The 20,882-nt window shown below is 67.2% G+C and carries 21 protein-coding genes; 10 read left to right on the top strand and 11 right to left on the bottom strand.

Annotated elements, in window-relative coordinates; translation table 11 throughout:
• Nucleotides 1-639: 639 nt before the first annotated feature.
• On the bottom strand, nucleotides 640-2,088 hold the full coding sequence (locus tag AXYL_RS14275) for a CoA transferase (RefSeq protein WP_041653478.1): 1,449 nt from the start codon (nucleotides 2,086-2,088) through the stop codon (nucleotides 640-642).
• A gap of 282 nt (nucleotides 2,089-2,370) precedes the next feature.
• Here AXYL_RS14275 and phrB point away from each other — a divergent pair, with 282 nt between their 5' ends.
• Both phrB and AXYL_RS14265 read left to right on the top strand, forming a co-directional pair.
• Complete coding sequence (phrB, locus tag AXYL_RS14270; protein ID WP_013393505.1) at nucleotides 2,371-3,789, top strand: deoxyribodipyrimidine photo-lyase; 1,419 nt, start codon at nucleotides 2,371-2,373, stop codon at nucleotides 3,787-3,789.
• 131 nt (nucleotides 3,790-3,920) lie between these two features.
• Nucleotides 3,921-4,892: a PAS domain-containing protein gene (locus tag AXYL_RS14265; protein WP_013393504.1), complete on the top strand. Its 972-nt coding sequence runs from the start codon at nucleotides 3,921-3,923 to the stop codon at nucleotides 4,890-4,892.
• Nucleotides 4,893-4,939: 47 nt separating this feature from the next.
• Here the strand turns inward: AXYL_RS14265 and AXYL_RS14260 are convergent, their stop codons facing one another.
• Nucleotides 4,940-5,272 (bottom strand): tetratricopeptide repeat protein, encoded by a 333-nt coding sequence (locus AXYL_RS14260; protein ID WP_013393503.1) that lies wholly within the window; start codon nucleotides 5,270-5,272, stop codon nucleotides 4,940-4,942.
• Nucleotides 5,273-5,543: 271 nt separating this feature from the next.
• Here AXYL_RS14260 and AXYL_RS14255 point away from each other — a divergent pair, with 271 nt between their 5' ends.
• Nucleotides 5,544-6,749, top strand: coding sequence for an MFS transporter (locus AXYL_RS14255; RefSeq protein WP_013393502.1), 1,206 nt, complete (start codon nucleotides 5,544-5,546; stop codon nucleotides 6,747-6,749).
• Nucleotides 6,750-6,763: 14 nt separating this feature from the next.
• The gene (locus AXYL_RS14250) at nucleotides 6,764-7,255 is read left to right on the top strand and encodes a glutathione peroxidase (protein ID WP_013393501.1); all 492 of its coding nucleotides are present in this window, start codon (nucleotides 6,764-6,766) and stop codon (nucleotides 7,253-7,255) included.
• A gap of 7 nt (nucleotides 7,256-7,262) precedes the next feature.
• Here the strand turns inward: AXYL_RS14250 and AXYL_RS14245 are convergent, their stop codons facing one another.
• Nucleotides 7,263-7,730 carry an Lrp/AsnC family transcriptional regulator gene (locus AXYL_RS14245; RefSeq protein WP_013393500.1) on the bottom strand — a complete coding sequence of 156 codons (468 nt, stop codon included), beginning with the start codon at nucleotides 7,728-7,730 and terminating at the stop codon, nucleotides 7,263-7,265.
• Nucleotides 7,731-7,853: 123 nt separating this feature from the next.
• Between AXYL_RS14245 and AXYL_RS14240 the strand changes: the two genes are divergently transcribed.
• The 6 genes from AXYL_RS14240 to AXYL_RS14215 all read left to right on the top strand — a co-directional run bounded on the left by AXYL_RS14240 (nucleotide 7,854) and on the right by AXYL_RS14215 (nucleotide 12,008).
• Complete coding sequence (locus tag AXYL_RS14240; RefSeq protein WP_013393499.1) at nucleotides 7,854-8,759, top strand: DMT family transporter; 906 nt, start codon at nucleotides 7,854-7,856, stop codon at nucleotides 8,757-8,759.
• Between the two features lie 140 nt (nucleotides 8,760-8,899).
• Nucleotides 8,900-9,601, top strand: coding sequence for a glutathione binding-like protein (locus AXYL_RS14235; protein WP_013393498.1), 702 nt, complete (start codon nucleotides 8,900-8,902; stop codon nucleotides 9,599-9,601).
• Nucleotides 9,602-9,611: 10 nt separating this feature from the next.
• Nucleotides 9,612-10,076, top strand: coding sequence for a GNAT family N-acetyltransferase (locus tag AXYL_RS14230; RefSeq protein ID WP_013393497.1), 465 nt, complete (start codon nucleotides 9,612-9,614; stop codon nucleotides 10,074-10,076).
• A 30-nt stretch (nucleotides 10,077-10,106) separates the two neighbouring features.
• On the top strand, nucleotides 10,107-10,382 hold the full coding sequence (locus AXYL_RS14225; protein WP_013393496.1) for a lipoate protein ligase C-terminal domain-containing protein: 276 nt from the start codon (nucleotides 10,107-10,109) through the stop codon (nucleotides 10,380-10,382).
• Nucleotides 10,379-11,155, top strand: a complete 777-nt coding sequence (locus AXYL_RS14220; RefSeq protein WP_013393495.1) for a biotin/lipoate A/B protein ligase family protein — start codon at nucleotides 10,379-10,381, stop codon at nucleotides 11,153-11,155. The genes AXYL_RS14225 and AXYL_RS14220 overlap by 4 nt, the downstream gene beginning before the upstream one ends.
• Before the next feature lie 34 nt (nucleotides 11,156-11,189).
• Nucleotides 11,190-12,008: an RsiV family protein gene (locus tag AXYL_RS14215; RefSeq protein ID WP_013393494.1), complete on the top strand. Its 819-nt coding sequence runs from the start codon at nucleotides 11,190-11,192 to the stop codon at nucleotides 12,006-12,008.
• A gap of 197 nt (nucleotides 12,009-12,205) precedes the next feature.
• On the opposite strand, the gene AXYL_RS14210 is transcribed toward AXYL_RS14215, so the two are convergent.
• The 8 genes from AXYL_RS14210 to AXYL_RS14175 all read right to left on the bottom strand — a co-directional run bounded on the left by AXYL_RS14210 (nucleotide 12,206) and on the right by AXYL_RS14175 (nucleotide 20,813).
• Nucleotides 12,206-13,315: a porin gene (locus tag AXYL_RS14210; RefSeq protein ID WP_013393493.1), complete on the bottom strand. Its 1,110-nt coding sequence runs from the start codon at nucleotides 13,313-13,315 to the stop codon at nucleotides 12,206-12,208.
• A 386-nt stretch (nucleotides 13,316-13,701) separates the two neighbouring features.
• The gene (locus AXYL_RS14205) at nucleotides 13,702-14,991 is read right to left on the bottom strand and encodes a Glu/Leu/Phe/Val family dehydrogenase (protein WP_013393492.1); all 1,290 of its coding nucleotides are present in this window, start codon (nucleotides 14,989-14,991) and stop codon (nucleotides 13,702-13,704) included.
• 297 nt (nucleotides 14,992-15,288) lie between these two features.
• Nucleotides 15,289-16,236: a formimidoylglutamase gene (gene hutG, locus AXYL_RS14200; protein WP_013393491.1), complete on the bottom strand. Its 948-nt coding sequence runs from the start codon at nucleotides 16,234-16,236 to the stop codon at nucleotides 15,289-15,291.
• Nucleotides 16,233-16,991: an amino acid ABC transporter ATP-binding protein gene (locus tag AXYL_RS14195; RefSeq protein ID WP_162470892.1), complete on the bottom strand. Its 759-nt coding sequence runs from the start codon at nucleotides 16,989-16,991 to the stop codon at nucleotides 16,233-16,235. Before AXYL_RS14195 ends, hutG begins: the two co-directional genes overlap by 4 nt.
• A 47-nt stretch (nucleotides 16,992-17,038) precedes the next feature.
• Nucleotides 17,039-17,707, bottom strand: coding sequence for an amino acid ABC transporter permease (locus AXYL_RS14190; protein WP_013393489.1), 669 nt, complete (start codon nucleotides 17,705-17,707; stop codon nucleotides 17,039-17,041).
• Nucleotides 17,704-18,447 (bottom strand): transporter substrate-binding domain-containing protein, encoded by a 744-nt coding sequence (locus AXYL_RS14185; RefSeq protein ID WP_013393488.1) that lies wholly within the window; start codon nucleotides 18,445-18,447, stop codon nucleotides 17,704-17,706. Before AXYL_RS14185 ends, AXYL_RS14190 begins: the two co-directional genes overlap by 4 nt.
• Nucleotides 18,448-18,518: 71 nt before the next feature.
• The gene (locus AXYL_RS14180) at nucleotides 18,519-19,265 is read right to left on the bottom strand and encodes an IclR family transcriptional regulator (RefSeq protein WP_013393487.1); all 747 of its coding nucleotides are present in this window, start codon (nucleotides 19,263-19,265) and stop codon (nucleotides 18,519-18,521) included.
• A gap of 183 nt (nucleotides 19,266-19,448) precedes the next feature.
• Complete coding sequence (locus tag AXYL_RS14175; protein WP_013393486.1) at nucleotides 19,449-20,813, bottom strand: amidase; 1,365 nt, start codon at nucleotides 20,811-20,813, stop codon at nucleotides 19,449-19,451.
• Nucleotides 20,814-20,882: the final 69 nt, after the last annotated feature.

The raw sequence follows: 20,882 nt of genomic DNA, 5'->3' as shown, positions 1-20,882 counted from the left end.
CTGGGTAGCGGCTTGCGCAGCTCGCCGGCTAGCGGCGCTGCGCATCCCTGGAACAGCAGGAAAACCGAAAGCGCGATGCAAAACGCCCTTCTGGCTTGGCCTGCAGCCGATCTCCGCCAAGCAAATGACTTGGTTGGTTTCAGCATCGTCATGACCTTGTCTCAAAGAATCCCGCGGGCCGGGTGCGCCGGCCGGACAAAGTCGCCAAGCTACTGAATGGCGGCATCGGCGAATCCGTTCTGGTTCAGATCCAGGACGGAATTACATGCGCGCTCGCAGCGAGCCTTGCCCGAGGGATTCGTATAGTTATTTAAAAAATGACAAAATATGACGACATGCTATTTATATGACTGTTGATATCAATATGTAATTTATTGAATCGCCAACAGAAAACCTGAATACCAGATCAATCCGCGTACAACGGAAGCCAGACAGGACTGGCGGGGAAAACGCGATGGAGGCGGTTCAGGCGTGGCTGAACGCTGGAAACGCGGGCCGTGTCGAACAGACAACGCCCAGCGGGCCGTGTTGCGGCGCTTGGATCAAAGTGGGACGGAACCGCAGAAACATCCACGGTCCGAAGAGGCCGCCCGCCCCCGGGGCAAGCGCCTCATGGCGCGCTGACGCGCGCCCGTGGCCCTAGTTGAACGGCCAGACCGGGGGATGGGTGCCCGGCGGGCTGGATGGACGCGTCCACCGGGCCGGGGTTTCCGAAAACTGCGCGGCGTGGCGCAATGCCACCAGCTCACCGAAACCGGAGGGCTCGGTTTCCAGCAAGCCTTCGAAGCCCGGCATCGGACAGGCCAGGCCGCCCTCGACCCGGCCCAGGCCGCGCAGCCAATGCGCGGTTTGCGCCAGCGACACGCGCACATGCCAACTGCCGCCTTCGGTCGCCTGCCGCGCCAGCGCGACCTGCGCGCCGAAGGCCATCAGGTAGCCCGAGACGTGATCCAGGATCTGCAAGGGCATGGGCTTGGGCTCGTCCTGGCCCGCAGCCTGCGCCTCGGCATGATTGAAGCCGGTGGCGGTCTGCACCAAGGAATCGAAACCGCGGCGACCGGCCCAGGGACCTTTGTCGCCATAGGCCGACAGCGACACGTAGACAATGCCAGGGCGGATGCGCGCCGCGTCCTGCGGGCCGAAGCCCAGCGCGGCCATGGCGCCGGGGCGGTAGCCCTGTACAAACACGTGCGCGCTGCGCAACAGGTTGCCCAGCGCGATGCGGCCGTCGGCCGTGTCCAGGTCAGCCTGCACGGACAGCTTGCCGCGGCTGGTGTCGATGATGTTGTCGATGTTGGGCAGGTGCGGCGAGTTCAGCAGCATCACGTCGGCGCCATACGCCGCCAGCGCCCGGCCGCAGACCGGCCCGGCAATGATGCGCGTCAGGTCCAGCACGCGGATGTCCTTGAGCGGCCGGGCGCCATTGCCGTACTTGGGCAAGGGCCGAGGATCGGCCTCGCCGATGCGCTCGATGGTCAGCAAGGGTTGCGCGGCCACCGCCGTGGCTTGCGGATGGCGGTCCCATTCGTCGAAGCTGCGCATGGCCGCCACCGGCAAGCCCGCATCGGCAGCCACCTGTTCGAAGTCCAGGGCCTTCCAGCGGCTCAGGGCGCGTTCCACCGTTGCGCGGGAGGTGTCTTCACCGACAGGACAGCCCAAAAGCGCCAGGGCGCCATCGCGGTGATGGGCGAAATTGGCGTGTATGCGGACCCAGCCGCCGTCGCCGCAGCGGTACAGGCCGGTGATGGGGTCCCAGGGATTGGGGGTAACGCCGTTGATGGTGTAGTGGCTGCGGCACTCCTGCGCCGCATGCAGCATGTCGACGCCGACTTGCTGCCTGGCGCCGCCGCGCAAATTCCAGATTTCGGCCGCGGCCAGCGCGGCCGCAGCCATGCTGGTCTGCGCCGCCGTGCCAACGGCGAAAGACGAGGGAAGTACCGGGTCGGCGCCAGTCAACACCACGTGGTCCAGCGATTCATCGGGCAGATCCACCGAGCGCCAGAGCTTTTGCAAAACGTCGCGGGACGCATTGCCTGCGGGTGTGCGGCCCCTCAGAAAAGACGGGCGTAGGTCCATCAGATTTCCCATAGCGTTCATCTTGCTCTAGTCGTTTACTTGAATTACATGGCGGGGCCCAGGCCGCGTCAATATGCCCAGCGCGCCAGCGTGTTTCATGGTTTGACCGCAAAGCGCCGCGATTGGGCCGCGCCGCGCGAATTCCCCTGCGAGGCCCGCTGCGCGGGCCTGTGCAGGCAAGGACACATCTACTCGTAGTTTTTACATCGTCTTCCAAGCCCGCGCCGTCCGTGCGCCCGCGCAGCGGACGCAATATAGAATGCCAGCCTCGCCGCCTCCTGCCTTGGACCGCCCATGAACACGCTGCTCTGGCTGCGCACCGACCTGCGCGCGCACGACAATCCCGCCCTGGCTGCGGCTGCCGAAGCCGGCACGGTCACCGCCCTGTTTCTGGCCGCGCCCGGCCAATGGCGGCTGCACGGCGATGCGCCGACCAAGGTCGATTTCTGGCTGCGCAATCTGCGCGAACTATCGCGGGAACTCGGCCGCCTGGGTATTCCGCTGCGACTGTTGACCGTGCCTGACTGGAGCAATGCGCCGGACGCGCTGGCCGATTTCTGCCGCACCCACGCCATCGGCCAGGTCCACGCCAACGCCGAATGGGCCGTCAATGAACGCCGCCGCGATGCCGCGGTCGCCGCCCGTCTGCAGGCCCTGGGCGTGGACTGGACGCTGCATCACGGCGCCTCGCTGCTGCGGCCCGGCACCGTGCTGACCGGCAAGGGCGAGTGCTACCGCGTCTATACGCCATACGCGCGGGCCTGCCGCGAACGCCTGCGCACGGCGCCTCTGCGGGCGCTGCCCGCGCCGCGCGCCCAGACGCCGCCGCCGTGGCCGGCGGACCCGCTGCCCGCGGCTTTCGAGGGTTTCGAGGCGCCCGCCGACCCCGTGCGCGCACTATGGCCCGCTGGCGAGGACGCCGCCAGCGAACGGCTCGAAGCCTTTGCCGATGGCGTCATCGATGCCTACCAGGAGCAACGCGACTTTCCCTCGCTGCCCGCCACCAGCTGCCTGTCGCCCTATCTGGCGGCGGGCGTGCTGTCGCCGGGGCAGGCCCTGCGCGCGGCGCTGGCGGCCAATCACGGCGAGGTGGACGGCGGCAAGCGCGGCGCGGCCACCTGGATCAACGAGCTGCTGTGGCGCGAGTTCTACCAGCATCTGCTGGCCGCCCACCCCAGCCTGTCGATGCACCAGCCCATGAAGCCGGAGACCGCCGCCGTGCCCTGGCGCGACGCGCCGGATGACCTGCGCGCCTGGCAGCAAGGCCAGACCGGCATTCCCATCGTCGACGCGGCGATGCGCCAACTGCTGGCGCTGGGCTGGATGCACAACCGTCTGCGCATGGTGACGGCCATGTTCCTGTCCAAGAACCTGCTGATCGATTGGCGGCTGGGCGAAGCCTGGTTCATGGCGCAGCTGGTGGACGGCGACCTCGCCGCCAACAACGGCGGCTGGCAATGGAGCGCGTCCACGGGCGCGGACGCAGTACCCTACTTCCGCATCTTCAATCCGCTGTCGCAGTCGCGCAAATTCGACCCCGACGGCGTGTTCCTGCGCGAATGGCTGCCGGAATTGGCGCATCTGGACAGCCGCGCCATCCACGATCCCAGCCCGATGGAGCGCGCGCAGGCCGGCTATCCGCTGGCCATCGTCGATCTGGCCCAGAGCCGGCTGCGCGCGCTGGAGGCGTTTGGCGGCCTGCCACCCGCCTGAGGGGCGACCGGCCGCGGCGGCACGCGGGAACGGCTTGGGCGCCGCTTGACCTAGGTCAACGCCGATTCCTGCCGCGTCCCGGATGATCGGTCTGCGACTCCCCGCCAACGCCGATCGCAGGACGACACAGCATGCGCGACCATCCGCAGGTCCACGACCAGGAATACACGCTGCACGACGAGCAGTGCCTCATCACGCGCACCGACGCGCGCGGCCGCATCATCTATGCCAACCCCGCGTTCCTGGAGGTCAGCGGCTACACGCAAGCGGACCTGATGGGCAAAGGCCATGACACCATGCGCCATCCCGACATGCCGCTGGCCGCCTACGACGACCTGTGGCGCACCATACAACGCGGCAAGTCCTGGACCGGCGTGATCAAGAACCGGCGCAAGCATGGCGGCCACTATTGGTCGCTGGCCAGCATCACTCCCGTGGTGGAACGGGGTGTGACCGTCTGCTATGCCTGCGTGCGCGTCAAGCCGACGCGCGCCCAGATCGAGACCGCCGACAACGCCTACCGGCGCCTGCGCACCGGCATTACCGGCGGCTTGCGGCTGAACGCCGGACGGATTCTTCCGGGAGGCCTGCTGGCGCGCCTGCGCCACTGGCCGGTGGCCGGCATACGCACTCGCATGCTGGCTTGGGCCGGGCTGTCGTCCGCGTTGTTCCTGGCCGCAGGCGGCTTCGCGCTGCATGGCTTGGCGGCCAACCTGGACGCCGAGCAACTGGCCCTGGCGGCCGCCGTGCTGGCCGGCGGCGCCAGCCTGATCTTCGCATCGGGCTGGGCCTACGCCCGCACGCTTTCCGGCTTGTTGGCCACCGCCACCGACTTCACGCGGCAGATCGCCGCCGGCAATCTGGGCACGCCGCTGGCGCCCGGCAATCCCGATGATGAAACCGGCGCGCTGCGGTTTTCGCTGGAGGCCACGCGCAGGAACCTGGTCGGCCTGGCCCGCGATGTGCACAGCGGCATTGCGGACGCGCCTGGCGCGGCGCCGGAGCGCGGCGCGCAGCCAGCCGGGACCGAAGACTTGCGCCATGCCATCGAGGTATTTCGGCTCGCGCGCGCCCAACCACTGCCCGCGCGTCAGGCCAGCTAGGTCTGTTGCGGGAATGGCCCCGCGCAGGGCTTGCCGCGCCGCGCGCTTCAGCCGCCGGCCGCGGCTTCCTTGTCCAGACGCTTGATGAACACCTGCAATTCCTTCACCACCTGTTGATCGCCGCGCGCCTGCGCGGCCTGCAGGCCCGACTCCCAGGCGGCGCGCGCGCCGCTCTTGTCGCCCTGCCCCAGGCAGGCCTTGCCCAGCCATTTCCAGGCCACCGAATAGGCGGGATCGAACGCCAGCGCCGCGCGCAGATGGGGCTCGGCGTCGGCGAAACAATCCTGTTCCGCATAGGCCTTGCCCAAGGAAAAGCGCAGCAGCATGTTGTCCGTGCCCTTGGCCAGCATCGCTTCCAGGCGTTCGATCATTCCTTCCATTGCCAATTCCTCCTGCACGCGCGCGCATTTCTATCCGATGCCGTCATGATAGGACGAGCGCGCGCGAATTCCGGCAATGGCCCCGCGCGGCGCAAGCCCTTGCCGGTGTGGCGGACAACGTTCGACGTGCGCTGACTTCGCCTCAAAAATCCGGGTATACCCTTATTTGCAATAGGGCCTTCCGCAAGCGTCCACGCGACGCTGTCCTAGAATTCCGCCCTTGCCTTTTCTTTGCCGCCGGACCTTCCCTCAAGCGCCGGCCCCCGCTCCCATGCCCCTGCACCTCATCGCGCTGGCCGCTGCCGCTTTCGGCATCGGCACCAGCGAGTTCGTCATCATGGGCCTGCTGCCCAACGTCGCCGCGGACTTGCAGGTCAGCATCGACGTCGCCGGCCTGCTGATCACCGGTTACGCGATGGGCGTGGTGATCGGCGCGCCCATCATGGCCATCGTCACCGCCAGGCTGCCGCGCAAGGCCACGCTGATCGGGCTGGCCAGCACCTTCGTGGTCGGCAATCTGCTGTGCGCGCTGGCGCCAAACTATGGGCTGCTGATGGCCGCGCGCGTGTTCACCGCGTTCTGCCATGGCGCTTTCTTCGGCCTGGGCGCCGTGGTGGCCGCGGACCTGGTGCCGCGCAACCAGCGCGCCAGCGCCATCGCGCTGATGTTCACCGGACTGACGCTGGCCAATGTGCTGGGCGTGCCTCTGGGCACGGCGCTGGGCCAGGTGGCCGGATGGCGCTCGACCTTCTGGGTGGTCAGCGGCATCGGCCTGGCGGCCGTGGCGGCGCTGGCCGCCTGGCTGCCGGCGCGCATCCCCATGCAGCCCGGCAACATCCTGCGCGAATTCAAGGTGCTGCGCGACGTGCGCGTGGTCTGGCCGCTGGCCGCCAGCGTGCTGGCGTCCGCCGCGCTGTTCTGTGTGCTGACCTACATCGCGCCGCTCTTGCGCGAAGTGACCGGCGTGTCCGAGCGCGGCGTGACCGGCGTATTGCTGCTCTTCGGCGTGGCGCTGACAGTGGGCAGCACCTTGGGCGGCAAGCTGGGCGACCGCAACCTGGAAGTGTCGCTGCGCCGCATCTTCCTCGGCCTGCTGCTGGTGTTCCTGGCGCTGAGCCAGGCCATCCACGCCTTGGCGCCCATGCTGGCCGTGACCTTCATCTGGGGCGTGCTGGGCTTTGCCGTGGTGCCGTTGTTGCAGATGCTGATCGTGGACCAGGCAGCCGACGCGCCCAATCTGGCCTCGACCCTGAACCAGGGCGCGTTCAACCTCGGCAATGCGGGCGGCGCCTGGCTGGGCAGCGTGGCGCTGGGCCATGGCCTGCCGCTGACGGACCTGCCCTGGATGTCGGCCGGCATCACCGCCGCCGTCCTGCTGCTGACCTTGTGGGGCACGCGCTACTACGGCCGCGGCGCCGGGGCTACACTCGCTGGACAACAAGCCGACGCGCTGACGCCCTCGCGTTCGGACGCCTGATCCAAGGAGCACGCATGAGCACCCTCTACGATTTCTCCGCCCGCGCCATCGACGGCACGGAACAGTCCTTGGACACCTACCGCGGCCGCGTGCTGCTGGTGGTGAACGTGGCCTCCAAGTGCGGCTTCACGCCGCAATACACCGGCCTAGAAGAGCTCTACCGCTCGTTCCACGACGACGGCTTCGCCGTGCTGGGCTTTCCCTGCGACCAGTTCGGCCACCAGGAACCCGGCGACGAAGCCGAGATCCGCAATTTCTGCAGCACGCAGTACGACATCACCTTCCCGCTCTACGCCAAGATCGACGTCAACGGCGACGGCGCCCATCCGCTGTACCGCTGGCTCAAGGGCGAAAAGCCCGGCGTCTTCGGCACCGAGGGCATCAAGTGGAACTTCACCAAATTCCTGGTGGGCCGCGACGGCCAAGTCATCAAGCGCTACGCGCCCACCGACACGCCGGCCGGCATCCGGGACGACATCGAAAAGGCGCTGTCCGCGCCAGTCTGAGCGGGTTTCATCGCAACGGCGGCAGCCGGCGGCGCACCGTGTGCGCCTTGACGATGGCGGTGTTGGTTTCCGCGAACTCGGTCACGCGCTCCAGGATGCCGTCCAGGTGCGAGATCGAGCGCAGCACCACCCGGGCGATGAAGCAGTCGTCGCCCGTGACTTTGTCGCACTCGACGAATTCCGGAATCTGCTGGATCAGGCCTTCCACGTGGCGCAACTGCCCGGGCAAGGGACGGATGCGGACGATGGCCTCCAGCGTGTAGCCCAGCGCCACCGGGTCCACGTCCAAGGTGTAGGCACGGATCACCCCCGATTCTTCAAGCCTGCGCAGGCGGTCCGCCACACTGGGCGCGGACATCCCGACCTGGCGCGCCAGGTCGGCCGTGGTGGTGCGCGCGTTGGCCGTCAGCGTCTCCACCAGACGACGATCGATACCATCCAGGACCGGGTTTTCACTTTTTAGGTCGTTTTGCATAAATTCCACCTAAACAAAGGTTTCGGAATCGATTCACCACATCATGATCATATAACCAGCTTGATCCGCCTGGGATAATTTCTCCATCGAATATCGTGGCCGCGAGGCCCCTGGAGAACCCTCATGAACCCCTCATCAGAACGCGTGGGCCTGGCCCAGATGGCCGCCGCGATGACCTTGTCCGGCACCCTTGGGGTGTTCGTGCTGGAGTCGGGCCAGAGCGCCTGGAACGTGGTTTTCTTCCGCTGCGTGTTCGGCGCCCTGTCGCTGTTCCTGTATTGCTGGGCGCGCGGCCTGCTCAAGCCCGGCCTGTTCACCGTCCGCACGCTGGCACTGGCCCTGGCGGCCGGCGCCGCGCTGGTGCTGAACTGGGTGCTGCTGTTTTCCGCCTACCGGCTGGCGTCCATTTCGCTGGCCACCGCGGTCTACAACGTGCAGCCCTTCTTCCTGATCGGCCTGGGCGTGCTGTTCCTGGGCGAACGGCCCACGCGCGGCAAGCTGGCCTGGTCGGTGCTGGCCTTTGCCGGCCTGATGCTGGTGTTGCGCCTGTCCGAAGCCGGCGGCGCGGACAGCCGCGCCTATTTGTCGGGACTGATGCTGGGGCTGGGCGCGGCGGCGCTGTATGGCGTCACCGCCATCATCGTCAAGCGGCTCAAGCACATTCCGCCGCAGGTGTTGGCGCTGGTGCAGGTCACGCTGGGCGCCGTGATGCTGCTGCCCATGGCGGACTTCAACGCCCTGCCCGCCGCGCCGCTGCAATGGGGCTATCTGGTTGCGCTGGGGCTGATCCATACCTGCCTGATGTACATCCTCATGTACTCGGCCATCCAGAAGCTGCCGACCACGTCCACCGCCGCATTGAGCTTCATCTATCCTGCCGTGGCCATCCTGCTGGACTTCGTGGCCTACGGGCACCGCATGGACGCCACGCAGATCGCCGGCGTGGCCATGATCTTCGTGGCGGCGGCGGGCGTCAGCCTGAACTGGACCTGGCGCATGCCTGGCCGGCCGCGCGCCGGCGCGGCCTGAAAATCGGCTGACAGGCCGGGGGACGCCCAAGGGACAAATCCGTACCCGCCCCCCGGTTATTGGGGCCGGCGCGAACCCGGCCCCGCTATCATGGCTTTTCCCTGCGCCGGCCGCCGCCGGCGCAACGCACAGGACATCCCATGATCGATCTCTATTACTGGACCACCCCCAACGGCCACAAGATCACGCTGTTCCTCGAAGAAACCGGCCTGCCCTACAAGATCCATCCGGTGAACATCGGCCGCGGCGATCAGTTCAAGCCCGAGTTCCTGGCCATCGCCCCCAACAACCGCATTCCGGCCATCGTCGACCAGGCCCCGGCCGGCGGCGGCGCGCCGATTTCCTTGTTCGAGTCGGGCGCCATCCTGCTGTATCTCGCCGAGAAGACCGGCCGCTTCCTGCCCGCCGACCTGCGCGGCCGCGCCGAAGTGTCGCAGTGGCTCTTCTGGCAGATGGGCGGCCTGGGCCCCATGGCCGGCCAGAACCACCATTTCTCGGGCTATGCGCAGGAGCGTATCGCCTACGCCATCGACCGCTACGTCAAGGAAACCAACCGCCTCTACGGCGTGCTGAACAAGCGCCTGGCGGACCGCGAGTTCGTCGCCGGCGACTATTCCATCGCCGACATGGCGGCCTATCCCTGGATCGTGCCGCACGCCAAGCAGGGCCAGGACCTGAACGACTTCCCGCATCTGAAGCGCTGGTTCGACGCCATCGCGGCGCGCCCCGCCACGCAGCGCGCCTATGCGCTGGCCGACACCATCAATACCGCCCCGTCCATCAGCGACGATGAATCGCGCCGCATCCTGTTCGGCCAGACCGCCCAGAACGTCGCGCGCTGAAGGAGCCGCCATGCCCGAACCGCAACTGGTTTTCCGCCGCGCGCGACTGGGGGATCTGCCTGGCATCGTCGCCCTGCTGGCCGACGACGAACTCGGCGCCACGCGCGAGAATCCCGCGCTGCCGCTGGACCCGCGCTATGCTGCCGCCTTTGCCGCAATCGGCCAGGATTCCAATCAATTCCTGGCCGTGGTCGAACAGGGTTCCAACCTGGTCGGCTGTTTGCAGTTATCGTTCATACCCGGCCTGTCGCGGCTGGGCCAGTGGCGCGGGCAGATCGAGAGCGTGCGCATCGCCTCGTCGTCGCGCGGCGCCGGCCTCGGACGCAAGATGTTCGAATGGGCGATCGAGCAATGCCGCATCCAGGGCTGCAGCCTGGTGCAACTGACCACCGACCGCGCCCGGCCCGATGCGCGCAGGTTCTATGAAAGCCTGGGCTTCAAGGCCAGCCACGACGGCATGAAGCTCAGCCTGTAGTTTTTGGCACTGATACAGCAAGGAGCGCCCATGCATGGCGAATACAAAGTCCCCGGCGGCAAACTGGTCGTCGCGGATCTGGAAGTGCGCGATGGCCGCCTGGCCGACGTGCGCATCAGCGGCGATTTTTTTCTTGAGCCGCCCGAGGCCCTGGACGCCATCAATAGCGGCCTGAACGGCCTGCCGGCCGACGCCGGCGAACTGGAACTGGCGCTGGCCGTGCAGTCGGCCCTGCCCGCCGATGCCGAAATGTTCGGATTCTCGGCCGAAGCCGTCGCCGTGGTGCTGCGGAGGGCGCTGGCATGACGCGCACCGACTGGAACGACTACGACTGGCAACTGATCCATGAAGGGCCGCAAGACCCGGTGCTGCACATGGCGCTGGACGCCGTCATCACCGACGAGGTCGGCGCCGGCCTGCGCCCGCCTACCCTGCGCATCTGGGAATGGGCCGCGCCCGCGGTCGTGATCGGCCGCTTCCAATCGCTCAAGAACGAAGTCGACCCCGAAGGCGCGCGCCGCCACGGCATCCAGGTCGTGCGCCGCGTCAGCGGCGGCGGCGCCATGTTCATGGAACCCGGCAACTCCATCACCTATTCGCTCAGCGCGCCTCAGGCGCTGGTCCACGGCATGAGCTTCCAGGAGTCCTACGCCTTCCTGGACGCCTGGGTGCTGACCGCCTTGCAGGGACTGGGCATCAAGGCCTGGTACCAGCCGCTCAACGACATTGCCTCCGACATCGGCAAGATCGGCGGCGCTGCGCAAGCCCGCCGCGGCGGCGCGGTGCTGCATCACGTCACCATGTCCTACGACATCGACGCGGATAAAATGGTCGAAGTCCTGCGCATCGGCCGCGAGAAGCTGTCGGACAAAGGCACCACCAGCGCCAAGAAGCGCGTCGACCCTTTGCGCACCCAGACCGGGCTATCGCGCGAAGTCATCATCGACCGCATGGTGGAAACTTTTGCCGGCCTGCACCGTCTCACCCCCGGGCAGATAGGCAGCGACACCCTGGCCCGCGCGCAGGCGCAGGCGGCCGAGAAGTTCGCCACGCCCGAATGGACCGGCGTGGTGCCTTGAACCGCCCGGCACCGATTTTCTGGAGGTAGTTTCAATGCGTCGCACATTCACGCCGCAAGGCGCGATAAGCGGTCTCATCCTGGGCGCGGCCCTGCTGGCGCTGGCGGGCTGCAGCAGCACGCCGCCGGCCGACATCACGCTGGCCACGCAGGGCCCGGCCTCGGCATCCACGCCGGAAAAAGTCGGCGACCTGTCCACCGAGCGCATCAAGTGGGCGTCTAGCAAACCGGGCTGCGAGGGCGACTGCCCGCGCATCGAAATCGACAGCGTCGCCTTCCCGGGCATCCCCAAGCTCACCGCGCTGGTGGACCACGTGCTGGCCTACATGACCGGCACCGATGCCAACCGCCGCGGCCCCTACGACACGCTGTCCGAGTACACGCAGTACTTCTGGTCGGTGGCGCGCGCGCGCGACGCCACCTATTTCAAGGCCAGCGTGAAGGACACGGTCGGCGACATCGTGGCGGTCGAACTGCATACCGAACAGTTCCTGACCGGCGCCGCGCATGGCATCCCCGCCACCCAGTACCTGAACTGGGAGCGCAGCCATGGCCGCGTGATGAGCCTGGAGGAAGCGCTGATACCCGGACGCCATCCGCAGTATGTGGCCGCGTTGCGGCAGGCGCATGCCAAATGGCTGGCCAGCAATCCCGATGCGCGCCGCGATCCGGCGGCCTACAACAAGATGTGGCCGTTCCAGGAAAGCGACAACTACGCGCTGACGCGCGACGGCATCGTGGTCAAGTACGACGCCTATTCCATCGCGCCATACTCCCATGGCGAACCCGAGCTGAGCATTCCCTATTCGGAACTGCGCGGGATCCTGAAGCCTGAACTGCTGCCTGCCGCATAAGCCGCATGCGGGAACGCCCGCGGTCTACGCGGGCGTTCGATACGGCATCAAACCGGGGTTCGGTTGAGCGGACTGAGGATGGAGCTAGGGAGGTGGCCGCTTTTTTCGCGTCTGTGGCCGGGTAAGACGCCCAGTCCGCTCAGTGCAACCGCGGCGGCAGGGCGACGCTGACGCGCCGCCCTTGCGCGCCTTTCGTCTTAGAAGCGGTGACGCACGCCCACCATGGCCACGGTGCTCTTCACGCCGTCGGTGAACGCGAAGTTGGTGGCATACGAACCCAAGGCGTACAGATTGGTGCGCTTGGACAGGTTGTAGGTGTAGCCCAGGCTGTAGATGTTCATGGTGGCGTCGTCGCCGGTCAGCTTGGTGCTGTCCGTATCGGCGCGCTGCCACGAAGCCAGGATGTTGCTGGCGCCGCCGATCGGCACGCTCAGGCCCACCAGGTAGGAATTGGCCTTGAAGCCCGACACCGCCACGTTGGTGCCGAAGCCCTTGGCTTCGGGGCTGCCGCTGCCGAAGGCGTTGGCGCCCTGGCCGGTGAACCAGCCGTCGCGCGTCTGGCCGTAGGCCAGCGCCAGCTTCAGCACTTCGAAGTCGTACGAGCCGCCGATCATCCACGACTTGGGCGTGGCGTCGTTGTTCAACTGGTTCGCGGGGTTCAGCTGGTCATAGGTCAGCGCCACGTTCACCGGGCCGCTGACATAGCGCAGGCCGGCCGTAATGGCGCGGGTGTTGTCGGCGGTCTTGAAGCCGGTTTGCGCGGTGGTCGTGTCGGCGGCGTTGAACGAGTAGCCGATGCCGAACTGCACGCCGCTGAACGACGGCGTCGAGTACTGCACCATGTTGTCGTAGCGGACCGTGTTGGCGGCACTGAAGGCTACGCCAATGTTGGCCTGGCCGTAGCTGCCGCCGAACGGATCGATCGCGGCGAAGTACTTCGAAGCGATGTTGGTCTGACGGCCCAGTTCCAACAGGCCCCACGAGGTGCTCTTCAGGCCGATGGTGGCTTGGCGGCCGAACAGGCGGCTGCTCTGGCCCGACGTGCCGTTGGCCGAGTTGAAGCCGCTTTCCAGCGTGAACACGGCGCTCAGGCCGTCGCCCAGGTCCTCGGCGCCGCGCAGGCCCCAGCGCGAACCGCTGGACACGCCGTTGACCATGCCAACCTTGGACTCATGGTAGCCATCACCCTTGATGCGCTGGTAGCCGATACCGGTGTCGATCAAGCCGTACAGCGTCACCGAGGTTTCCGCCTGCGCCGTTGCGCCGAACGCGGCCAGCATGGCGGTGACGAACAAAGTCTTTTTCATTGCAAATTCCCATTGATTGAACAGACATGCGCATCCGGGCTGGCACGCATCGCGTGCGGCGCGCCCGGCGCATGGCAGGAACGAATTCTAGGGACGCAATGTGTCAGTTCTGGTTACGCAAGCTGGGAAATTCCCTAGGCCATGAAAAAGGCGCGGAATGTCGCGCCTTGCCGACAACCCGCAAGCGCGGGCGCGGCCCGCGCAGGCCTGCAACGTCGATGTGCTATTCATGCGCGGTGCGCGCACGGACGCGCAAATGGAAATCGCCCCTTGCGGGGCGATCTCCGTTTTTGCCACCGGCCATGCCGGACAGGCGCGGCCGGGGCGGTTCTTGTCTCCCTGCCCTCCTCGGCGCGGCGTCCAGGGACGCCTCGCCGTATCGGGTATCAGGGGTACAGGCCGCGCACCTGGCGCGCTTGCAGAATGCGCGTGCAAGCGACGATGAACGCCGCCGTGCGCAGCGTGACCTTGTGCTCCTTGGCCACTTGCGACACCGCCGCGTAGGCTTCGCGCATGAGGCGCTCCAGGCGCTGGTTGATCTCGTCCTCGCTCCAGAAGAAGCTGGAGAAGTCCTGCACCCATTCGAAGTAGCTGACGGTCACGCCGCCGGCGTTGGCCAGCACGTCCGGCACCACGTACACGCCGTGTTCGGCCAGGATGTCGTCCGCTTCGGGGGTGGTCGGGCCGTTGGCGCCTTCCACCACGATCTTCGCGCGCACCTTGGCGGCGTTGGCGGCGGTGATCTGGCTTTCCAGGGCGGCCGGGATCAGGAACTCGGTTTCCAGGGTCCAGAACTCAGCCTTGTCCATGGCCTGGCCGCCGGAGAAGCCGCCCACGCCGCCATGCTGCGACACGTAGGACAGCAGCTTGTGCACGTCCAGCCCTTCGGCGTTGTGGACGGTGCCGGTGTGGTCCTGCGCGGCGATGACCTTGGCGCCGGCTTCATGGAACAGGCGGGCGGCGGTGCCGCCCACGTTGCCGAAGCCCTGCACCACCACGCGCGCCTTGGAGACGTCGATGTTCAGGTCGCGCGCGGCTTCGCAGCCCACCACGAACACGCCGCGGCCGGTGGCCTCGACGCGGCCCAGGCTGCCGCCCAGCGCGATCGGCTTGCCGGTGACCACGCCGGTGGCGGTGGCGCCTTCGTTCATGGAGTACGTGTCCATCATCCAGGCCATGGTCTGGGCGTTGGTGTTCACGTCAGGAGCCGGGATGTCCTTGGAGGGTCCGATGATGACGCCGATTTCCGAAGTGTAGCGGCGCGTCATGCGCTCGAGTTCGGAAGCGGACAGCTTGCGCGGGTCGACCCGCACGCCGCCCTTGGCGCCGCCGTAGGGCAGGTTCACCGCGGCGTTCTTGATCGACATCCAGGCCGCCAGCGCCATCACTTCGGACAACGTGACGTCCTGGTGGAAGCGCACGCCGCCCTTGCCGGGACCGCGCGAGGTGTTGTGCTGGACGCGGTAGCCCTCGAAGTGGGCGATGCTGCCGTTGTCGAGTTCGATCGGCACGTCGACGATCAGCGAGCGCTTCGGGCGCTTCAGGGTCTCGACCCAACGCGCCAGCGAACCAAGATACGGGGTGACCCGGTCGACTTGCTGCAGGTAGTTGCCCCAGGGGCCGAGGTCCTCGGCGTTCAGATAAGACGGCAATGCGTGGGTGGGAGTTTGAGACATGAGCTGGCTCTCCTGACAAAGTTGCGCCATTTTATCCACGAAATTTATAACGTCCCCATTTAAAACAAAAATATTTTAATTAGGGACGCATAAATGTTGCGGCTATTGAACGGGCCGCAAACCGAAGCCTGATGCTGCCCTTATCCTAAGCCGCCAAGCCGGCAGCGTCCAGCCTGCCAGCCGTAAGCCGCAAGCCCTGCCACCCGCCATACGGGGGATGAAAAACGGGGCGGTTTCCTGCCAGGAAACCGCCCCGCCTGATCCTGCCCCCCACCCGAAGGATGAAGGCGGGTCCGCTCAATCGCTCAACAACTGCCACGCCAGGCGCGCCGCCGCCCGTGCGCCATGACCGTCCTGGTCGTAGCGCGGATTGAACTCGGCCATGTCGGCCAGGCGCAGCTTGCCGCTGGCCTTGACCCGCAGCACGATTTCCTCGATCACCGTCAGCGGCACGCCATAGGGCGCCGGCGCCGACACGCCGGGCATGACCGCCGCCGGCAGCACGTCCAGGTCTATGGTCAGGTAGACGTGCCGCGCCCGCGCCAGCAAGGCGTCGACGTTGGCCAGGCGCGCCGCCAGGTGGCGCTCCTGCATGTCGCGGTCCTCGACCCAGATGGCGCCGACTTCGGCGGCGCGCGCGTACAGCGCCGGCGTGTTGGCCAGCCGCGATACGCCAAGGCAGGCGTATTGCAGGGCCCGGCCGCGTTCCTCGCAGTAACGCGAGATCTGGTCGAACGGCGTGCCGGAACTGCCGGGCCGCCCGGTGCGCAGGTCGAAGTGCGCGTCCAGGTTCAGCACCAGCACCGGTTCCGTGTCGCCGCGGGCATCCAGCCAGCGCGCCAGGCCCTGGAAACTGCCCCAGGCGATCTCATGGCCGCCACCCAGCACCAGCGGCCGGGCGCCCTGTTCCATCAGTTCCGCCACGCGCAGGCCCAGTTGCTCCTGGGCGTCCTCGAGCCGGTCGCCCTCGCAGGCCACGTCGCCGGCGTCCAGCAGGCGCGTGAGGCCGTGCGCCGGCAGGCCCGCCAGGAACTTGCGGATGGCCGCCGGGCCTTCGGCTGCGCCGATGCGGCCCTGGTTGCGGGCCACGCCGGCGTCGCAGGCAAAGCCCAGCAGCACCGCCTCGCCCTTGCGGACCTGGCCGGCAGCCGCTTCGACGATATGCGCCAGGCGGCGCGTGTCGCCTTGCTCGGCGCTGTCGTCGCGGGCCTTCCACAGGCTTTTGTCGAATTGCGCGGCGTTCATGCAGCCCCCTGCCCCGCGCTCAGCACCGCTTGCAGGAACTCGCGGGTACGCGCCTCGCGCGGCTGGGTAAAGATCACGTCGGGCGAACCGGACTCCAGGATCACACCGCCGTCCATCACCGCCACCATGTCGGCCACGTCGCGGGCAAAGCCCATTTCGTGCGTGACCACCATCATGGTCATGCCTTCCTTGGCCAGCAGCTTCATGACCTGCAGCACTTCGCCCACCAGCTCCGGGTCCAGCGCCGAGGTCGGCTCGTCGAACAGCATGACCTTGGGCTGCATGGCCAGGGCGCGGGCGATGGCCACACGCTGCTTCTGCCCGCCCGACAGGCTGGCCGGCATGGCCGACATCTTCTGGCCCAGGCCAACCTTGTCCAGCAGGTCCGCGGCCAGGGCATGGGCTTCTTCGCGGCCCATGCCGCGCAGCTTGCGCGGACCGACCGTGACGTTGTCCAGCACGGACAGGTGCGGGAACAGGTTGAAGCCCTGGAACACCATGCCCACCTGCATGCGCAGTTGGTTGAGTTCGGCTTCGGGCAGCAGCTTGCCGTGGTCCAGCAAGGTCTGGCCGCAGATGTCGATGGTGCCGGCTTGCGCCACTTCCAGGCCGTTGCAGCAGCGCAGCAAGGTGCTCTTGCCCGAGCCGCTGGGCCCGATCACCACCACCACCTGGGACGGCAGCACGTCGAAGTCGATGCCGCTCAGGACCTCGTGGTCGCCGTAGGATTTGCGCAGGCCGCGGATGCGGATCATTTCTTGCGGGTCCGCGGCCCGGGCCGCAGCGGAGTTCATTGCGGAGTTCATTGCACCATCCCCCCCGCGCGCAGGCGGTGTTCAACCTTGCGCAGCACCAGCATGGTGGCCGTGGTCAGGATCAGATAAATCAGCGCCACCACCAGATAGGTTTCCAGCGAGCGATAGGACACGCTGATGATCTTCTGGCCTTCATGCATCAGGTCGTGGATCGTCAAGAGCGACACCAGGGCCGAGTTCTTGATCAGCGCGATGAATTCGTTGCCCAGCGGCGGGATCATGCGCACCACTGCCTGCGGCAGCACGATGATGCGCATGGCCTGGCCGGACGACATGCCGAGCGAGCGCGCCGCCTCGGTCTGGCCGCGGTCCACCGACTGGATCGCGCCGCGCACGATTTCCGACACGTAGGCGCCGGAGTACATGCCCAGGCCCAGCACGCCGCAGGCGAACGCCGGCAGGGTGATGCCGAAGTGCGGCAGGCCAAAGAACCAGATGAACAGCTGCACCAGCAAGGGCGTGCCGCGGAACAGCAGCAGATAGACGCTGCACAGGTTGTAGATGACGTAGCGCTTCGGGTTGAGGCGCCCCACGCCCACCAGCAGGCCGATGACGCAGGCCAGCAGCAAGGCGCCCGCGGTCACCTCGACGGTGACCACGGCGCCATTGATCAGCGCGCCGAAGTCGGCAAAGACGGGAGAAAAATCCAGGTTCATTTCGCAGGAGCCTCGAACCACTTGTTGACGATGGCCTGGTAGCTGCCGTCGGCCTTGAGCTTCTGCAGCGCCGCGTTCAGCTCACGGGTCAGCTCGGGCTTGTTCTTCGGCACGGCGATGCCGTAGTCCTCGGTGGTGATCTGGTCGTTCAGCACCGTCAGGTCCGGCGTGCTCTGGGCGAACAGCTTGGCGGCGGGCTTGCCCGTCACCGCGGCTTCGGCGCGGCCGATCTGCACCAGGTTGAACATCTCCTGGTTCTTCTCGACTTCCACGCGCTGCACCGCCGGGTAGTGTTCCTTCAGGTAGTTGACCGACTTGGTGCCCACCTGCACCGACACCTTGCGGCCGTCCAGGTCCTTCAGCGTCTTGACCGGGCCGTCCTTCTTGGTCATCACGACCAGGCCGCCCGCGTAGTACGGATCGGTGAAGTCCACGACCTTGGCGCGCTCAGGCGTGATGTAGATGGCGGACACGGCGATGTCGGCGCGGCCGGCCTGCAGGGCGGGAATCAGGCCCTTGAAGTCGATGTCGATCCATTCGACCTTCTTGCCCATGGCGCCGGCCAAGGCTTCCACCAGTTCGATGTCGAAGCCGGTGCGCTTGCCGTCCTTGACGAACTCCATCGGCGGGAAAGTCGCGTCGGTCACGGCGCGGATGGTTTCCTGGGCGAACGCCGGACCGGCGCTCCAGGCGAGGCCCAGCGTCAGGGCGGCGGTCAGCAGTGTGCGGCGAGTGGTCATGGTGGGTCCTCTAAGGAATGTGGGTACGGCGGTCGGTGGGTACGGTGGAGCGTGGAAGAAAAAAAGTGCTCTCAATGAGCCTGCAACTTCGCCGAGATGCGCCGGGCCGCGGCCACGGCCATTTCGGTCAATGCCTCGGGCCGCTGCGCGGCCCGGGTCGAAGGCGCCATCAGCGTGATCGAGGCCACGGCCTGATTGGCGCGTTGAAAGATCGGCACGCTCACGCCCCAGACGCCAGCGTCGACCTCGCTGTCGGTCATGGCGTAGCCCTGGGCGCGGATGGTTTCCAGCTCGTGTCCGAGTCGATCGGCGTCCACGCCGGCCTCGGCCGCCAGATAGGCCAGCGCGGCCTGCAGGCGGGCCAACGGCATGAAGGCCAGCAGCGACTTGGCGGAGGCTCCGCGCGCCAGCGGCAGGCCGCGCCCCTTGGTGAAGGAGCAGCGCAGCGGATGCTGGCTTTCGATCATGTCCAGGCACACCGCCTGGTCCTTGACCGCCACCAGCAAGCCTATGGTTTCGCCGGAGGCGGCGGCCAGCGCGGCCATGTCGGGCTGCGCTTCGTGGATCAGGAACGAGGACTGGTCAAAGCCCCAGGCCAGTTGCACGCACAGCGGGCCGGGGCCGTATTCGCCGTCATGCTCGGCGACGAAGCCCCAGCGCTTGAGCAGCGCCACCTGGCGGTACAGAGTGCTTTGCGCCAGGCCGGTCTGCTCGGCCAAAGCGGCGATGCTGAGGGGGCCGTCATGCCTGGCCAGGGTGGCCAGCACATACAGCACGCGATCCGCACCTGCCCCGACTGAGTGGTCCGCTTTCAACATTTGGCTCCAAGCTAACGGAGCGCAGATTATCAATTTATGGTTCTTTCACTGCTTTTTATTCCCGAATATTGAGAATTACTCGGGAAAACCCCAGAGCGCAGACGCAAAAAAGGCGCCCGAAGGCGCCGAAGAATCCGCCGCGCCCCGGCGGCGCGCAGCGGATCAAACCCGGCGAGAGCCCGGTCAGGCCTGGTGCGCGGTGGACCCGAGGATGCGCTCCGCGCAACGCGCCCAGTACAGCAGGCGCGCGTCCTCCTTGACGAAACCGACCATCTGGAAGCCCAGCGGCAGGCCGTTGGGGCCGCGCGCCACGGGCAAGGTGATGGACGGGTTGTGCAGCAACGACCAGATGCGGATGAAAGCCGAACTGCCGGTGGAGCTGGCCGGCGGCGCTTCGCCCAGCGTGGAAGGCATGGCCACCGCGTCGACTTCGCGCGCGACGTCGTAGAAGGCGCGGCGGCAGGCGTCGGCGGCGTCCAGCGCCCCCGCGTAATCGGCCGCGGACAGCCCTTCGCCCATGGTCAGGTACTCGATCAGGCCCGGATCGCACAGCGCCGCGTGGTCGCGCTTGATGGCGGCGTACTCGCGCGCCAGGTCGTAGGCCATGATCACGTCCTGCGCCTCGCCCATGGTGTCGAAGGCCGGCGGCATGGCCAGTTCAGTCACCTTCACGCCGGCGGCCGACAGTGCGCGCAGATTGGCTTCGAAGCTATCGCGCATGCAGGGCTCCGTGTCCGCCCAGTCCTTGGGACGCCACACGCCCAGGCGGAAATCGCTGCGCAGCGAAGACGCAGGATCAAAACGGGGATCACCCGTGAAGGCGCGCATGAATAGCGCCGCGTCGGCGACCGAGCGCGAGATCGGTCCGATCACGTCCAATACCCGCGAATAGCGCCGGATCGACACGTAGGGGATGGCGTCCAGCGTGGGCTTGAAGCCCACCGCCCCGCAAAAGGCCGACGGCCGCAGGATGGAGCCCGCCGTCTGCGTGCCGATGGACAGCGGCGCCATGAAGTCGGCCACGGCGGCCGCCGACCCCGCCGAGGACGCGGCCGGCGTGCGGCTCAGGTCGTGAGGATTGCGCGCCGGACCGGGCAACATGATGGCGTGGCGCGACACGGTGTTCTTGCCCAGCAGGTTGAAGCCCAACTCCTGCGCCTGCGTCACCACGGGCGCGTCGGCCTCGGGCTGGCGGCCCGGAAAGATTTCGGGGTCGCCCAGTTCGGTCGGCATGGCCGCCGTGTCGATGGTGTCCTTGATGCCCAGCGGCACGCCGTCCAGCGCCCGCCGCCGGCCATGGCGGTCCCATTCGCGGGCGCGGGCCAGCGCGCCTTCGGCGTCCACCCGGACCCAGGCCTTGACGCCGCCGTTGCGTTCCTCGATGCGGTCCAGGCAGGCGCGCGCCCAGGCCTCGCAGGTCAGTTTGCCCTGCTCCAGCGCGGCCAGGCCCTCGGTGGCGGTAAGGGCGGCGATGGCGCCGGGCGCGGGGCGGCGCGCAGCGGATGCCGGGGAAACCATGGTTTCGGAAGTAGGCAAGGAAGTAGGCAAAGTACGGCTCCTGCAAAGAATCATGGAAAAGTAGACTTGCCATCCGCGCCAGCAGCCGCCGGCGGGACG

It is taken from the genome of Achromobacter xylosoxidans A8, from assembly GCF_000165835.1.
Taxonomy (GTDB): Bacteria; Pseudomonadota; Gammaproteobacteria; order Burkholderiales; family Burkholderiaceae_B; genus Achromobacter; species Achromobacter xylosoxidans_B.
The sequence above is the reverse complement of the archived record's forward strand: the minus strand, read 5'-3'. Positions and strand labels throughout refer to the sequence as shown.

Coding starts and splice junctions, on each gene's coding strand:
- AXYL_RS14230 (WP_013393497.1), top strand. CDS start 9,612: ATGCCCGAACCGCAACTGGTTTTCCGCCGCGCGCGACTGGGGGATCTG.
- AXYL_RS14220 (WP_013393495.1), top strand. CDS start 10,379: ATGACGCGCACCGACTGGAACGACTACGACTGGCAACTGATCCATGAA.
- AXYL_RS14225 (WP_013393496.1), top strand. CDS start 10,107: ATGCATGGCGAATACAAAGTCCCCGGCGGCAAACTGGTCGTCGCGGAT.
- AXYL_RS14205 (WP_013393492.1), bottom strand. CDS start 14,991: ATGTCTCAAACTCCCACCCACGCATTGCCGTCTTATCTGAACGCCGAG.
- AXYL_RS14210 (WP_013393493.1), bottom strand. CDS start 13,315: ATGAAAAAGACTTTGTTCGTCACCGCCATGCTGGCCGCGTTCGGCGCA.
- phrB (WP_013393505.1), top strand. CDS start 2,371: ATGAACACGCTGCTCTGGCTGCGCACCGACCTGCGCGCGCACGACAAT.
- AXYL_RS14215 (WP_013393494.1), top strand. CDS start 11,190: ATGCGTCGCACATTCACGCCGCAAGGCGCGATAAGCGGTCTCATCCTG.
- hutG (WP_013393491.1), bottom strand. CDS start 16,236: ATGAACGCCGCGCAATTCGACAAAAGCCTGTGGAAGGCCCGCGACGAC.
- AXYL_RS14250 (WP_013393501.1), top strand. CDS start 6,764: ATGAGCACCCTCTACGATTTCTCCGCCCGCGCCATCGACGGCACGGAA.
- AXYL_RS14190 (WP_013393489.1), bottom strand. CDS start 17,707: ATGAACCTGGATTTTTCTCCCGTCTTTGCCGACTTCGGCGCGCTGATC.
- AXYL_RS14255 (WP_013393502.1), top strand. CDS start 5,544: ATGCCCCTGCACCTCATCGCGCTGGCCGCTGCCGCTTTCGGCATCGGC.
- AXYL_RS14235 (WP_013393498.1), top strand. CDS start 8,900: ATGATCGATCTCTATTACTGGACCACCCCCAACGGCCACAAGATCACG.
- AXYL_RS14180 (WP_013393487.1), bottom strand. CDS start 19,265: ATGTTGAAAGCGGACCACTCAGTCGGGGCAGGTGCGGATCGCGTGCTG.
- AXYL_RS14265 (WP_013393504.1), top strand. CDS start 3,921: ATGCGCGACCATCCGCAGGTCCACGACCAGGAATACACGCTGCACGAC.
- AXYL_RS14275 (WP_041653478.1), bottom strand. CDS start 2,088: ATGGGAAATCTGATGGACCTACGCCCGTCTTTTCTGAGGGGCCGCACA.
- AXYL_RS14240 (WP_013393499.1), top strand. CDS start 7,854: ATGAACCCCTCATCAGAACGCGTGGGCCTGGCCCAGATGGCCGCCGCG.
- AXYL_RS14260 (WP_013393503.1), bottom strand. CDS start 5,272: ATGGAAGGAATGATCGAACGCCTGGAAGCGATGCTGGCCAAGGGCACG.
- AXYL_RS14245 (WP_013393500.1), bottom strand. CDS start 7,730: ATGCAAAACGACCTAAAAAGTGAAAACCCGGTCCTGGATGGTATCGAT.
- AXYL_RS14195 (WP_162470892.1), bottom strand. CDS start 16,991: ATGATCCGCATCCGCGGCCTGCGCAAATCCTACGGCGACCACGAGGTC.
- AXYL_RS14185 (WP_013393488.1), bottom strand. CDS start 18,447: ATGACCACTCGCCGCACACTGCTGACCGCCGCCCTGACGCTGGGCCTC.